The organism is Novipirellula methanifontis (genome assembly GCF_052161655.1).
Lineage (GTDB): Bacteria > Planctomycetota > Planctomycetia > Pirellulales > Pirellulaceae > Novipirellula.
Map to the genome: position 1 here is coordinate 4833748 of NZ_CP197418.1, position 14699 is coordinate 4848446.

Here is a 14699-nt window from a genome sequence, read left to right on the forward strand (position 1 = left end):
GTGGCCACTCGTCCGTTCGTGCCGGGGGATCGCGGTCGTTCGCCCGACTGACGAGCACAAGTTCACCAACAACTCAATGGCTTGATTCCATGGCAAGGTTCACACTATTTTTACTGATCAGCGATTTCAATTGCTTCGGGGCAATCGAGATCGACGTCAACAATCCAGCCCGACGGCTCTCCGAGAATCAATCCGACGTTATCTTTCGTCGAGAAGTGCGTTTTGACGTCATCTGCTTCGATACGGATGTTCGGCCAGTCATTGCGAACCGGCGATTTCGACCGAGGGCGCAGCGGCACGCTAAACCAGCCTCGCTGGCGATAGATCGCAACCTGCTCCCGCACATCCGCCATCAAAAGGGTGCCTCTTCCAATGCTGCGTTAGGGATCGCACCGAGCGATTGCTTAATGATGCGGTCGTATTTCTGGCCGGCGATTGAGCGGACCGTTAGTATTTCGGGCACGGCGAGCAGACCGGCTTCGGCAATGTCGAGGGCTTCCTCGGCGTCCGTCGGACACGGATCGAGACAGCGTTCATGCCACCACGCTTCGGCTTTGCGTCGTGCGTATCCAGTGTGTTCGATGCAGATGAATTCGCTTTGCCAATGATCCAACCCGATCATGTAGTCGACTCGCAAGCATCGCGGCGCATCCTCGTCGGCGTCACGTTTGCGGTGGATACGATAAATGACATCCTGAACGGCATGTTCCGTGTCGGTGACCTCGCCAGAGAGCACGCCGGCCTCACTCGCTTTTGCCTCGTGGGCTTCACGATCCGGTGGCGGAAACGGATGGCCGCATTCGGGGCAGTTTGCATAGCCGCAAGCGACCAAGGCGTGACACTTTTGGCACTCTTTCGCCGGTGGGGCTTGATCCGGGCGAGTCGCCTTTTCCTTTGGTTTGATTTGGTCGATCGGGCCGTGGCGTTCGATATTGCCGCCGAAGTCGAGGACCAGGCAGTTCTGTTTCTCCGGATGCAAACGGAAACCGCGGCCGACGCATTGATACAGTAGTCCCGGCGACATAGTCGGACGCAGCATCACGACACAATCGACACGCGGTGCATCGAAGCCGGTCGTCAACACGTTGACATTGCAAAGGAAACGCAGCGGTTGATCGTGGCATAGTTTTGTTGCCTGTGAGGGAAACAACTCAGGCTGGAAGCCTGAGCCACCTTCGCCTCGGAAGCGGGCCAACATCTCGTCACGTTCGCCCGCCGGCGTCTCGCCAGTCACGAAACCACAATCGATGCCGTGGTTGTTTCGGAGCGTTTCGACGACTCGCCGCCCATGCGCCACGCTGGTCGCAAAAATCAGAACGGCCCGGCGATCGGCTGTCAGCTCGACGATCTCGGCACACGCGGCCGATACGAGGGTATCATTGCCCGCCAGTCGCTCGACTTCTTCGGATACAAACTCGCCGGCACGAACATGGACGCTCGAAAAGTCGGCTCGGTTCACCCCGGCTTTGGAAACGAGCGGACAGAGATATCCGTCACGGATCAATTCCTTGATGCCGATTTCGTAGCATACATGATTTAGAAAGTGATCTGGCGAACAAATCATTCCCGAGTCCAGACGAAACGGCGTCGCGGTCAACCCGATCACGCGGACGTGTGGATTGATGACCTTGCAGTCCGCAAGGAACTGGCGGTACATGCCGTCGCCCTTCTTGGAGATCAAATGGGCTTCGTCAACGATCACCAAATCGAACGGATCAAGGTCACACGCTCGCTTGTAGACGCTCTGGATACCAGCGACCAAGACGGGCGTGTTGGTGTCACGTTTCTTCAGGCCGGCCGAATACAGTCCGACCTTGATGTCGGGGCACAAACGACGAACCTTGTCCGCGTTCTGTTCCAATAATTCTTTGACGTGAGCCAAGATTAGCACTCGGCCATTCCATTGGTGAACGGCATCACTCGCGATCTTTGCCAGGACGAGTGATTTGCCTGCGCCCGTTGGCAGCACAGCGACCGGGTTGTCGTCGCGGTTGCGAAGGTGGTCGTAGACTGCGTCGACGGCGGCTTGCTGGTAATTGCGTAGTTGCATCACAGAGCCTTTCCGTTGTGACGTTTGCCGGACCACGTCGGTGCCGCGTTGGGTGAGATTTCGCGGTTGTCTTCGTTGCAACCGTCACAGATACGATTGGCCGGACCTAAGGACGCGAACGACTTTTGACAACGCAAACAAATGCGGTCGGCTGCCGCGAGGTTTTCTGTCTGAACCTCCGCGATCCAGACGATCGCTTCGCCTTGCAAGGGCTTTGGTTTTTCAACGCCAGCAGCAATCTCGGCTTTGGTACGACGTTTTGGTTTCGACTTGTTTTCAGGGACGACCTTTTCAATCGCCAGACGCATCACTTGGTTGTCGTCCAGGAACGCTCCGCCCCACTGCAGTGCATCGAGCATCGCCTTGAGCACATTATCAATATCGCGACGCCGGCGATCGGGCATGTGCAGTTCGATGTCGACCGACAGAGGACCGACAAGTGGTTCCACGCGTTTGCGATTTAGTAAGCCACTGACCTCGGCGCGATACTCTCGGCCTTTCTTTGAGATCAGCACCCGCTGTCCGACGTGACGCCAGTAGTGATTGATCGACGGTGGATAAGGCAGGTTCAGTTTCAGCATGGTTGGCATGACAGGGTGACGAGCGAACAAAAAACGCTCGGCCGGCAATCCATGCCGGTCGAGCGTCGGTCTTGGAAGCGATCCAATAGAGGCCGCGGCTATCGCTTCCAAGGGGCCTCCGTGCCGCTGATCTTGGCGGCTGTTTTCGTCTCCGCGGTCGCGCCGACCTTCGAATACCCCTTCACTTCGTTCTGCAACTCGCCAGTGTCGTTGCGACGTTTCACTCGCACGTGAATCACACACGGCAAGTTGTGTAGGTCGGCCGAGTCGGTGGGCATCAAGACGCCGACCGACCGACAGATCGCAGACAACTCCCGCCGGGCGATTTCCACCGCGGTCGCGTTGGGGTTGTCGAGGTTGAGTCGCACCCAGAGAAGACGGTTTGCGTACTCACCCTCCACGATCTGAAACGTCAATTGAAGGTAGTTGCCGGTCCCCGCTTTGGTCGGCTTCAGTTCGCTGTCAGTGATAACAGCCACGTATTTGCCGGCGGGAATCGGTTCGAGATCGTCGGCGGGTTCGACGGTGTTGGCATCAAAGCCTTGCAGGTTTGCCATTGTGAGTCTGTAGTCCTTAGTCTGGAGTCTGTGGATAGAAGAGTGGGGGAGTCGTTTAGTTAGCCGACATGGCGGTGACGAAAGCGTCCCAGGAGAGTGGCAATTCTTCGGCGATGCCGTAACGGTTTTTGGCGACACAGGTTGGCGATCCGTAGGCCCGAATCACTCGTTCGCCGCCTTCTTTGCCGATGGCATGAGCGATCGTTCGTTTACGGTTGAAACCGCCGTCTTCGCTCTGCGTTCGCATTTTGCGAGTCGCAAACAAAACGGCGTCGCACCATTCCTTCACGAGCGCGGCAGCATGCTTGTGCAGCCGCGGCGAGTAGCGGTCGTACGGCGAAGACTCAGGATCCTCGAACCGTTCGACCTTGGAGTGGGCGATCATCACGACCACCATGCCTCGCGAACGCAGCACGCCAAGCTGATCGAGCACTTCACGCCACAGAGAGAGGGCGTGCATGTAACCGCGAGCGTAACCGCCGTCGACCTTCTCGATCGACTCGACGGCATACTGTTGGCAGAGTTTGTCCCAGACGAGACGCTCTAGCCAATCGAGAGAGTCAATCACGACAGACTCGTAGTCGTGCTTCTCACCGACGAGCGTTTTTAGTGCAGCGATGACGTCATCGAACTTGGTCGCAAGTGGGAAACGATCGCAGTCGATTTCATCCAGACCGTCCTCCGTTTGAATAAAGATCGGCTTTGGAGCCTCGCTGCCGAACGTTGACTTGCCGATGCCTTCCACCCCGTACAGTAAGACACGCGGCGGCTTCGACTGACGGCCAGATTGGATGGTTTCAAGTAGGTTGGTCATTGAGTGGACAATTCCTTTGTTGGCTGGTTAACGGAGTGATTTAGAGAGACGTGATCGCTTCGACATCAAAATTGCCATCGCGATCGCTGGTGACGATGTAGTGCTTGAAGTCAACTTGGACGACAAAACGCTGTCCGTTGCCGAGGTGCTTTCGGAGCGATTTGCATGCTCCCGTGAAATCACGGGAGGCTTCGTTGAAACGTTCGGCCGATCTCAGGTAGCGACCAACCGCGAGAGAAATGGCGACGCGGCGTTCAATGTCGAGTGAAACGTTGGGCATGGATAATCTGGGGCTGAGAGGTGAGGGCGGTCGATTGATTCGCGGATTCCCGCTACCTCTAGACCTTCCAACTCAGCGTCCCAAAAGGCGAAGCGGCGCCGAAAAAAGTTCAAACGAGATAATCTCGAAGACCTTCTTCCTGGAAAATCTCGGCGATTTTCGGCAACCAAGACTTCAGCGTTGAACGCGGTACATTCATGATTCGAGAGCACTCGGCAACCGAATGATTCAAACGCAGCTTCATGAACCGTTGCCATTCATCGGGCAACTTCGCAATGACCACCGACAGATCGTTTCGCATATCCACCAGATCAGTCTCGGATAACTCCGCCGTTTCCAACCGGCGACGACGATCGTCATCACTGACGCACTGAAGGAGCTCGCGATATTCGCCACCGCTTTCAATCATCACGTTCAACGATGACGTTCCGTGGTCAGCCCGTGTTTTCCAACGGCGAAACTTCAAAAGATGGCTGGCCTGACGATCCACGATCATCGTGATGTAGGGATTCCGATGGCCAACGTCATCGTCGTGCGATCGCATCGCTTCTTCGAGACGCGTCTGAAGCTCTTGGTGAATGTCCTCGGCTTCGTGCGGCGCGAATTCTGGGTACGTCAACGCAACGCTGCATAAACGTCGCTAAATTTCCTCAGTTTCAGTTACACGAAATCGGACTAACTGAAACTGCAACAGCCACAATCCCACCCGAAGAGCGGCATCTGAAAAGATTTTGCTGGCGTTTGGACCAACCGTGTCACACGCACTGATAAATCTGGACGGAATGCGTTCCTTACCTTCCTCGTTCATTTGGGAGTCGCATCATGACGTCGACCTACAACAGCGATACCGCCATGCCGATGTCCACCTCATCTATCAGCGCGAATTCAAATTTTAAGTCTTTGTGATTTAGCGACTTGCGGCATTGCTAGCAAAATTGCACTAGACGGCATGATCCGGATGACTAGATTTACATTAGCACGAAACAAAGTCTATCAGCGCTAATTCGAGCCGCAGGAACACGACCGCCAAGGAAGCCCGATCATGAAGCCAACCAAACCTAGCCGAGGACGACCACGCCAAAACGAAATCACCGAAGGTCAAATGCGAGCACTCGACGAACTGTCCGCCGTTATCGACCGCAACGGCATCGCACCAACGATGACCGAACTCGGTGAGAAGCTTGGCATCACCGCCGCCAGCACCCATCAACTGATCTTGCAGCTTGAACGCAAAGGCTACGTTCGACGACAACCGCGAAAGGCTCGCAGCCTTCGCGTCGTTCGCCGGCCAAGTCAATCAATCGAGTCGATGGTCAGTGTGCCGCTGGTCGGTGTGGTCAAAGCCGGCCCAGCAATGTTGGCCGAAGAAAATCGAATGGGCGAAATCATGGTTGCGTCGGACTTGGTAGCTCGCGGGCAATGTTTTGCTCTGACGATTAGCGGCGACAGTATGAAGGATGCGGATATGCGAGACGGGGATGTCGTCATCGTTCGTCGACAATTGATCGCCGAAAACGGTGAGATTGTTGTTGCGTTGATCGATGACGAAGCAACCGTCAAACGACTGGAAACTAACGATGGATCGATTCGCTTGCTGCCCGAAAATCGGAAATACAAACCGATCGTCGTTCAGCCTGACAGCGACTTTCGTGTGCTTGGAAAAGTCATCGGTGTTTCTCGTAAATATGAAAGATAGTTTGCAATGCCTCAACAAGTCTCCACATCCACGATGTTCCGCGTGGTTCCCAATTGGTTGCTCCAGCAATGGTTCATCAACCATGTGCCCGGCCAGTTCGATGTTCCTTGGGAAAAGCTGTCCGAACGGGAAGTCGATCCAATGCTCGACTACATCAATGAACTGCTTCCAAGCGAACGCAACGACGTCGATGTCGATCTTCAAAACGTGCGATCGTTCGCCAACGAAGCCGGCATGACCGCGATCGACGACACAGCGAAATTGCACGGCGTCCCCGACCTGATGTCTCGCATCCCAACCAACCTCGATTTGCACGGCCGTGCGATGTGGGTCCGTTTGAACGAACCGGAGATTTTTGCGGCGTCGTCTACCTTTCTCGACCTCGAAACATGCGGTTTCTGGCGACGGCGAAACGATGTGCCGGCGGATGTCGAATTCGCGCCAAACGTCAAAGAACGATTGGCCGAAGGAATCTCGAATCTACTGCGTGAAGAAGGTCGCGGCCAATACGTCACCGTTGAAACCATTACCCGCAATGAAATGGAGTACTTCATCGCACATCCGGACGACTTTATCCGCTGTGAAAACACTCACGATGACTCCGGTCGGTTGAAAACGATCGCGATTCGTCCAGCTATTGGTTGGACGGATCGCATCGCGATCGTCCACATTTGAAAGATGCGATAGAGGTGGAGAACGCATTGCTGGGCGTGCTCACATTATTGCACAGCGTGGTGTCAGCTTTTACATCGATGACCAACCAGAGATGCTGAAGAATGTGCCCGCCAATGTAGCCGTCATGCTGTTTAGAAATGAAGGCAATTTTTATTTTGATGATCGTACGTGGATACGATCAAAAGCCTTGCAAATCCGGTAACAATCGGAGTGGCGGAGTATTTGTGCCCCGCCGAAGCGACAAGGCTACAGCACGGTCGGTTTCCAGCGATCGCTAGGCGTGTCATACTAACCGGCTGAACTGCCTTCACGTCGCCGCCTGTCGCCAAGGAAATGTGCCGATGTACGAATCAGACCAACTGCCCAGCGTTCGCAACTACATTGTGGCGAAGAACCGACGCGAAGCCGTCAAGAAACTGATCGAGGGAAACCCGACGCTCAAAGAACTGTACGACCCGGGACCCAACGACGATGGTAAGGGCGGATGGGTCAACGCGATCAAGGACCAACGCGGACAGGTTTATCGATTGCTGTTCTACATCGATCGATTGCCGTTGGGGATCGAGTGTGAAGACAAGGAATCGTACGAGATTCTCTACGGGGAAATTGGCGAGAACGACGCACCCAACTTTCCTCGCGCGCTATTCACGACCACCGGTGCGATCAACTTGATGCGAGATTCGATCCCAGGACCTCCTTTCGCGCACGCGATCAAAACCAATTCACTGGAAATCGTTCCGTTTGAGCTTGAACGTGACTTATTGACGGCCCCGCTTCTCAAACGAGGCGTCGCGTATGTCTGTGCCTTTGATGAAAAGGAGCAAGGGCTTCGGATCTTGGATTTAAGGGAATATAGCGAGATCTATTGCAGCAAGGGTCAACAAGAGATCCAAGTCCGGAATGAAGAAAGCGTGATCGTCGGCGATACAAAATTAGTTCGCGCCTTTTACTTGAAGTACATCGTCAGGCGCGCCGAACCCGAGGCGATCGACCCGAGAGACGCCGCCAAACGGTTGCTCGGCGAGTAACATTGACCGACTTGCGCTGAGGCAACGGCGGTAGTATCGCAGCGTCCCGGCAGTCGGCGCGCGGTACAAAAACCATGCGACTTGTTCAGCCAGCGATTTTGAGAGCGAAATGGCGGTCGGCCATTCCGAAGGGAGGGGCGGCGCGAATGTGCCCCTTTCAATTGACTGCCAGTTGAGGTAACTGGTTGGGAATTAAATTTCCCTTTTCCTTGGAGGCTGAGAGCCATGACCACAAAGCAAACTGACGAGATGACAGCCAAAGAGCGTCGTCGAGACCTTGTCGATCTCCTCTCGAAAGCGATCGTCCGATCTAGAAGCGTGAACGACAAAATTTCCCGCTTCGAGTCAACCGCTTGCGGAAGCGACAAAGAATGCATGCATCCGGTTAATGCAAGCTGTTGACCAAGACATATGTTAACTCCCGCACAGCATGGACCGGTTTGCTAGACCGAAAAATCGCTTCTGACCGCAACCTTATGCAACCCAGCAGGTTGTCACGATCCACGAAATTGAGAACCCACTGCGATTGAGTTGTGTACAGGGAGCTGATCTGAAAATCTTGGAATTTTCAGACAACCCACTTAACGCCCGCAGCCGTGCAACGGCTCGCGGGCGTTTTTCGTTTCCCCCCGCGTTTCGGGCACCTTTGCCCGGCCACGTCGCCGCCCGTCGCGCTCTCGGTTCTCTAACCGAGACCGCCAGCCCGAACCCGATCCCCACCGTCAGCTCCGGGCTCACGCCACTCCCACCAGAGAACTCTCAGCGTCTCTGGTTTACCGATCAACCCGGTTAACGCAACGCATACGGACTCAGCGGCTTTGAGGCGGAAGCTTGGTCAATCAGCTTGCAACCACGACATGCTCTCTTCGGCGAAGAGACGGACGCATGGAACAGGAATATCCAAGTCGCTTCGGGTGATGCCGCTGAAGAGTGATGGAACGATCACGAATTGAAGGCGGTGGGGGCGACCGACGCGCCGAAGCGGAACGCATAACTCACCTCGGTCGATGCACCCGCCGCGCCGAACAAAACCGTGGCGACGGCCAATCAAGAGCGGTTTCATGTCCGTTACGCGTTCCGCTCTTTCCCGATCTTCCTGTGCCTCTTGGACATGTTTAGCGCAGTAATTCCCAGAAACATCGCGCGGCATTCGCGTAACAGTGGGCTCTTTTGAATGATACGAGGAAGACTTTTATGGTCGATGCCCCGTAGTGCGATTGAATCCGGACGATGAAGTGATTTCGGGTTTTGACTCGCCTGTAGTACACCGTCCGTGTTCCTTCAGTTGCTTCGTCTTCTGCCGGTTCGTGTTCGCGTCGGTACCGTGAAGTTACCAGCACATCTTGCGATCTTGAGCATCGTGCGTCGAGTCGCTGGTGAACTGCTGTCCGATCATAGATCTCAACGAGGAAATGAATCACCTGGTCAGTAGTAATTTGCCAGCGCGTCGTGCTTGACTCTTGAATCGTTATCATGAGCTGCGCTTGCCCGCATCACCTCTAGATTGATATTCAAATGATGGTTGCTTCTCTTCCGCTTCGCTCGGCGCTCATGAGCTTTCTGGCTGTCGCGATGATCGCGATTTCACCCGATCCTCTCATTGCGCTGGAGCCCTCGGAAATAGTTGGAGCGTGGGTGATGTCCGTCGACTCACGCCTGTCACCCGAGTCGGTCGATCTCGAGATTGATCATCAACCAGACGTCTGGAAAGTGACGCTGCGAAGTGGTGCGGGCGCAGTCACGACCAACCGCGTGAGCCTCGAAGAAGATGTCCTGAGAATTCGATACGGAGTCAAGCCTCTAGACGTCCGAGTCGAGCTAACAGTACTTGGCAAAACCATGAGTGGGTCTGTTGTAACCGGTGAGGGCGATACGCTACGTAGGCAATCCATCACGGCTCACCGAGTCCCCGTGACCGATGCGTCCCCCGCGCCGAAGCAGTTGGATGAATCGAAAAAGACGGTCGTGCAAGCTCGCGAGTTCTTCGGTGCATGGGAGCTCTCGTTGCGGCGAGTGAATGCCGAGTCGACCAGGGCTATTCGTCTGGGAATGGTCGTGACGGAATCAGATGAGGATCTTATCGTGGGCCACAGCGGATTCGAGATGAAGGGACCGCAGAAAAGGGTCTACCAGGTTCAGAGCACGCCTGACGGACTCCGTTGGATCCTCGACGGCGGCATGTTTGGACTGCTGAACGTCGATTTGGTTTCGGAAGGTGAAAAGCTCCGCGTTAAGGTTAGCGGCTCGGATCAAGAGGCATTTTTAGTGGGAACAGCGATCCGCAAGCCCAAGGGAAGCGATGTCGGTGTTGATCGGGAACAATTGATCCAAGAGCCGGGTGCCGAACTGGTTGGTGTTATCGGTGGCGAGGCACGAGTGGTCGAGGTCGATGGTGACAGGATCATCATTCAACAGCGTGAAGTCGTATCACGGATGTTTAACAACGATCCATTACTTGTTCTTTTTGAATGGTTCCGTCTTCCCGAAAAGTCGCGATTGATCGCAGCCGAATCAAATACAGCGTGGTCCGTCAACGGCGCGACCATTCAGAGTTGGGATATCCAGAATGCAGAGACACCTTCGGCACTCGGCAGTTGTAGGTTGCCGGGTAACCCACCAGAGCTTGTCCACCGTTCGGGAAAACTGGTGTTCGCCGCGAACTGGAACGGCCATGCGGATACACAGCAATTCCACGTGATCGACGTATCTGATCCAAGCAGTCCGAGGCTGCTTGCGTCGCACAGTATGCCTAAGGGCTTAAGCAACTACGACCTCGCTGTCGCGGGATCGACAATCTATCTTGCAAACGCGGGGGGGCTTCGCATTGCTGACGCGACGAGTCCGCAAACGCTTGTAACGCGAAGCAATTTCGTGGGCCGGGGGCGTTGGGTAAGAGGGGTCGACGTTGTCGGGTCAACGGCTTACATCGCAACTTCGATGCATGGTGGTGCCTCCTGGTTGCAGATCATCGATGCTTCGGACCCAATGACTCCCGTTCAGACAGGAGTCTACAGATCGACGGGTGGAGCTCAGGACGTCTCCGTCTCCGGCGATTTGGCAGTGCTTGCTGATCGCGCGGCGGGCATTGTAGTGCTTGACGTTTCGGAACCTCAGAACGTACGCCGTGTCGGTTACTACCAAACAAAAGGGCGGGCAAACGAGGTGGACATCTTCGGAGAGCTGGCGTTTGTCGCCGTCGATGACGACAAGGGAGCGAGAGCACTGCAAGTGATTCGCTATACGGAGAAGGTCGAGGGAACCGAGTAGTCATCAACCCAAAACACATCGCTCTGTTGCGAGCGCAATCCATTTTACCCGGAAAAGAAAAGGTACGCGGACTCATTTTCGGGAGCTGCCGGTCGGTTGCAGTGTTCCGGTGGCCGACTGCGGATTGTCTGGTTAGAGCTACCGGTCGATGAAACCGGAGCTACTTGGCTTGATTCGGTTTTGGCGAGTCGGTGGGCTACGCTAATTAGCGGCGTCGGAGAGCGATACTTGCTTTTCCTTAGCTTGGTGAACTCGGTCACGTTGTTGCTCGACCACAGTGGCAAGGAACTCCCGCTTCTTAACTCGCTCCTCCCTAAGACGGATTGATGCGTTCTTCGCCATGTCGAGAGTTTCCACCACCTGTTTTTGCTCCAGATCCGACAGATCCAATGCTGCGTCTTTGCAGATGCTTTCAATCGCAATTTGCCCATCGCCCAAAGCATGAAGTCGCCGGTCTAGCATCTCAAGCGTAATTTTCCCATCACTCAGCGCCTGCAATTGCCGGTCTAGCGTCTGCCTGATGGAATCAAGTTCTGTCCGCGTCTCGGCGTCAAACGCGGCCAGCTCTCGCTGCATCCGTTCATGCAGTTCTGTTTCCTCATTCAATTTAGCGAGAGCTTCCTGGTACTGATCCTTGCGACTGGGGGCGCAACCGATGACCAAGAGCATCGCAAGCAGGGACAGGTATCGCATCTCTGAGGCTCCAAAGGGATTTGATATGCCACGCAGCATGACGCAAGCCAACCGGCCTCGCAAACAGACAGGAACAATCATAACTCGCCGGAGGCCCCGACGGGCGAAGGTACGGGCGGGGCGTGAGGGCAACAGATCAGAACGCTAACGCATGCTATCACGAAAGTGCCGAGCGATGGGAAACAACCACTCTAGCTGACTGTGCTGGAGTATCGACACATTGAAATCGTCGGGCACGGAATCCAGCCCTGTCGCCTGCAACGTGTGGTCGGTCCGCTCGATGGGCATCAGAGCTGCAGAGATTTTACGCAGCTCCTCGTAAACCAACGGCAAGAGTTCCTCGGAGGCTTTGGCATCACCGGCTTCGATCTCCGACAGAATTGGAAAGACATCGACCTCGATCACTGCAATGATTGTACTGTGGCGAATACCAAGATGGCCAACCCGCCGAGACTCGTTCGAACGTTCAAGGTTCTCTAGCGATACGGGGGAATGAGTCGCCTCAAAGAGGTTCGGCTCGGTCACTCTCAACTACACGAATTTGGACCCCTCGCCAGCTCGAAGCGATTTCCGTTCGGCGCGGAGGTGACCCACTTCGGATTGTCAAGTTCGAGCTACCGGTCGATGAAACCGGAGCAGGTGGAAAGCGGCGAAAATGCTCCGGCGTCGGCAACTGGCAAGCCGTCCCCCCCTGTTCGGTCTCCTCCATTGCACCTCAGAATCTCAGTTCCAATCGAAGTTGCTTTACACCAGCTATCGTAGGCATTAAATTACTGCCCTCTAGGCGGGGGGCTCAGTGCAATTTCAGCGTTCCTCCCCATACCTGGGCGAATATGACTCGCCCAAGTCCCGCGCCAAATATTTTGCGTTGCTCTCTGAGTACAGCAGCAACGGATTGAAAGCGCCTGAAAAGCCCAAGAGGCAAATCGAACAGCCCCTTTCGGTTCGCTGCGTAACTGGAGAGTTTCGTCAGCACATCGATACCAAGTACCAGAACAACGAAAAAGAGCTTCGTCGCTTCAAAGGTCTCTGTACTCTGCTAGAGCTTGAGCACGGTGACGAGCCAGCTTCCGACTTCGGGCCTCGCAAGCTTTCGCGGTTGCGTGATGTCTTCATCGCGTCTGGCAACAGTCGGAAGTACGTTAATCGCCAAGTTCGCAATATCACGCTTGTTTTCAAGCACGGGGTCAGTTGCGAGATTGTGAAGCCAGATCAACTTGTTTCGCTTAACTCGCTTGAACCGCTTCGCCACGGCCAAACAAAGGCTCCTGAATCGGATCCAGTGACGTTCGTCGAAATCGATATCGTTAAAGCCACGGCTCAACACCTCTCCCCCACCGTCAAAGCGATGGTGCGAGTTCAAGCGGCAACGGGAATGCGTCCGGGGGAAGTCTGCAAGATGCGTCCTTGTGACCTCGATCGAAGTCGTGAAGATTGGATCTATCGACCCGCGAAGCACAAAACTGCCCATCGAGGCAAGACAAAAGCGGTGCCGATCGTAGGCGATGCACGCGACGCTCTCGTCCCATTTCTTTTTCGAGATCCCAACGAATACTGTTTCTCTCCACAAGAGTCATCGCAGTGGTATCGTAAACAACGTACGGCAAAGCGAGTGACACCGCATGGACCAGGAAGGAACAAGCCAGGGACCAACGTGAAAGCACACCCGAAGTCTCGTGCCGGCGTTATGTTCAGCACGAATGGGTATCATCAAGCAATCAAACGGGCTGCGAAGAAAGCCAAGGTCGATCACTGGTTCCCCTACCAGCTCCGGCATCTTGCGGGCACCGTCGTTCGTGATGCGCTTGGAGTCGAAGCAGCCCAAGCTCTCCTTGGTCATTCTCACGCTGCGATGACGGAACATTACGCCAAACAGACCGAAGCCAAGGCGATCCAAGCAGCCAAGGCGGGGCCATCGATAGCCTAGCTTTCATCTGACTTGAAATCGCAAAATCATGTGCAATGCTCCTCGTTGATTCGCATCCGTCGTATCGGACTGCATTAGACAACGAGGAGCATTTTTTATGTCAAAGCTAAATCTACTGACGGAAGATCTTATTACGCTCAACGAGGCGGCAAAGGAAATTCCTACCCGCCCACATCTCTCCACCGTTTGGCGGTGGCACAAGCGAGGCATCAACGGCGTGAAGCTTGAAACGATCAAGATCGGATCGAACATCCTCACGACCAAACAGGCCATCACGCGATTCTTTGCTGCAACTCAATGACGTTCGCCGGTTGCGATACTAAGACTTTCCAGTGGCATCATGCCAGAGCCACTGTGAGCACTAATTGAATACGCTTGATCGACCTCTCCCAATGCGGACATTTTTTTGCCCAAGTTTAAGGCTTGGTTTGCATACATCTGGTGTTAGCCGTATTTCATCGACCCATTCCTTATTGTGGCGATTTCGGGATTTCCGTTTTTCAAGCGTGGTTTCGCACTTACGTGGCCAATACGAATATTGCGTAAGCGTTCTGAACGATCACTACTAAGCTCGGCAAACGTCCAATCCCCCCCTTTACAGATCAGCCGCGCGTCCACATTGCGCCCATGATTAGTCCATTCGCTGAATTCACTGGCTAACATTGTACGAATGATTCAGACGATCAAACACTCTGGGCTGAACGCCGTAAGCATCGCGTCAAAAGTGCACCCCGACGGAATAGTCCATGTCACGCAATCCTAGTACAACCTTTGTAGAGGTCACTCTGCCCGTAGGCATCTGCCTCCGGTATGTAACGACGACTCTCCGCCATCCATAAAACTGAAGACGACGTGGATCTAACGCCACACCGAACTCGGCGGCATGCGGAAGTCACATCAAGCAGCCGTATAGTCGGTGATTCCGTCTTACTCACAGACCAAAACAATGGACAGTCGTTGGACGCTGCGTGGTGGGGAAACAAACGACGTCGATTACCACGACTCGGTTCGTGTATTCTTTACCTTGATCCGATTGTCGTCCGTCGAATTCGCAAATGCGGCGCCGATAATTTGCTGTTCCACCTCGAAAAACACTAAAGAAGCAGAGGCATAGTTTTTGTACGTTGCGGG

15 protein-coding genes are annotated in these 14699 nt (G+C 54.6%); 6 read left to right on the plus strand and 9 right to left on the minus strand.

Annotation, left to right across the window (positions count from 1 at the left end; genetic code table 11):
* Positions 1–110: 110 nt before the first annotated feature.
* The 7 genes from SH528x_RS17640 to SH528x_RS17670 form a co-directional block, all read right to left on the minus strand.
* Positions 111–353: a bifunctional DNA primase/polymerase gene (locus SH528x_RS17640; protein WP_442511785.1), complete on the minus strand. Its 243-nt coding sequence runs from the start codon at positions 351–353 to the stop codon at positions 111–113.
* Positions 353–2050, minus strand: a complete 1698-nt coding sequence (locus tag SH528x_RS17645) for a DEAD/DEAH box helicase (RefSeq protein WP_442511786.1) — start codon at positions 2048–2050, stop codon at positions 353–355. Before SH528x_RS17645 ends, SH528x_RS17640 begins: the two co-directional genes overlap by 1 nt.
* Positions 2050–2631 (minus strand): RusA family crossover junction endodeoxyribonuclease, encoded by a 582-nt coding sequence (locus tag SH528x_RS17650; RefSeq protein WP_442511787.1) that lies wholly within the window; start codon positions 2629–2631, stop codon positions 2050–2052. Before SH528x_RS17650 ends, SH528x_RS17645 begins: the two co-directional genes overlap by 1 nt.
* Positions 2632–2729: 98 nt before the next feature.
* The gene (locus SH528x_RS17655; RefSeq protein ID WP_345318292.1) at positions 2730–3188 is read right to left on the minus strand and encodes a DUF669 domain-containing protein; all 459 of its coding nucleotides are present in this window, start codon (positions 3186–3188) and stop codon (positions 2730–2732) included.
* Between the two features lie 55 nt (positions 3189–3243).
* Positions 3244–4002 carry an ATP-binding protein gene (locus tag SH528x_RS17660; RefSeq protein WP_345318294.1) on the minus strand — a complete coding sequence of 253 codons (759 nt, stop codon included), beginning with the start codon at positions 4000–4002 and terminating at the stop codon, positions 3244–3246.
* Positions 4003–4042: 40 nt separating this feature from the next.
* Positions 4043–4282, minus strand: a complete 240-nt coding sequence (locus SH528x_RS17665) for a hypothetical protein (RefSeq protein ID WP_442511788.1) — start codon at positions 4280–4282, stop codon at positions 4043–4045.
* A 109-nt stretch (positions 4283–4391) separates the two neighbouring features.
* Entirely contained in the window at positions 4392–4901 is a 510-nt protein-coding gene (locus tag SH528x_RS17670; RefSeq protein ID WP_442511789.1) for a hypothetical protein, read from the minus strand.
* A gap of 423 nt (positions 4902–5324) precedes the next feature.
* Between SH528x_RS17670 and lexA the strand changes: the two genes are divergently transcribed.
* The 4 genes from lexA (at position 5325) to SH528x_RS17690 (ending at position 10948) form a co-directional block, all read left to right on the plus strand.
* Complete coding sequence (gene lexA / locus SH528x_RS17675; RefSeq protein WP_442511790.1) at positions 5325–5978, plus strand: transcriptional repressor LexA; 654 nt, start codon at positions 5325–5327, stop codon at positions 5976–5978.
* Positions 5979–5984: 6 nt separating this feature from the next.
* A complete protein-coding gene (locus tag SH528x_RS17680) occupies positions 5985–6653 on the plus strand; it encodes a hypothetical protein (protein ID WP_442511791.1) in 669 nt (222 codons plus the stop codon).
* A 341-nt stretch (positions 6654–6994) separates the two neighbouring features.
* The gene (locus tag SH528x_RS17685; protein WP_442511792.1) at positions 6995–7681 is read left to right on the plus strand and encodes a hypothetical protein; all 687 of its coding nucleotides are present in this window, start codon (positions 6995–6997) and stop codon (positions 7679–7681) included.
* A 1515-nt stretch (positions 7682–9196) separates the two neighbouring features.
* Entirely contained in the window at positions 9197–10948 is a 1752-nt protein-coding gene (locus tag SH528x_RS17690) for an LVIVD repeat-containing protein (protein ID WP_442511793.1), read from the plus strand.
* Between the two features lie 201 nt (positions 10949–11149).
* Here SH528x_RS17690 and SH528x_RS17695 read toward each other — a convergent pair whose 3' ends face one another.
* Together SH528x_RS17695 and SH528x_RS17700 are read right to left on the minus strand one after the other, a co-directional pair.
* Positions 11150–11641, minus strand: coding sequence for a hypothetical protein (locus SH528x_RS17695; RefSeq protein ID WP_442511794.1), 492 nt, complete (start codon positions 11639–11641; stop codon positions 11150–11152).
* A 144-nt stretch (positions 11642–11785) separates the two neighbouring features.
* Positions 11786–12166, minus strand: a complete 381-nt coding sequence (locus SH528x_RS17700; RefSeq protein ID WP_442511795.1) for an ECF-type sigma factor — start codon at positions 12164–12166, stop codon at positions 11786–11788.
* Positions 12167–12437: 271 nt separating this feature from the next.
* On the opposite strand from SH528x_RS17700, the gene SH528x_RS17705 reads away from it, so the two are divergent.
* Together SH528x_RS17705 and SH528x_RS17710 are read left to right on the plus strand one after the other, a co-directional pair.
* On the plus strand, positions 12438–13568 hold the full coding sequence (locus SH528x_RS17705) for a tyrosine-type recombinase/integrase (protein WP_442511796.1): 1131 nt from the start codon (positions 12438–12440) through the stop codon (positions 13566–13568).
* Between the two features lie 97 nt (positions 13569–13665).
* The gene (locus tag SH528x_RS17710; protein ID WP_442511797.1) at positions 13666–13869 is read left to right on the plus strand and encodes a DUF1580 domain-containing protein; all 204 of its coding nucleotides are present in this window, start codon (positions 13666–13668) and stop codon (positions 13867–13869) included.
* Positions 13870–14699: the final 830 nt, after the last annotated feature.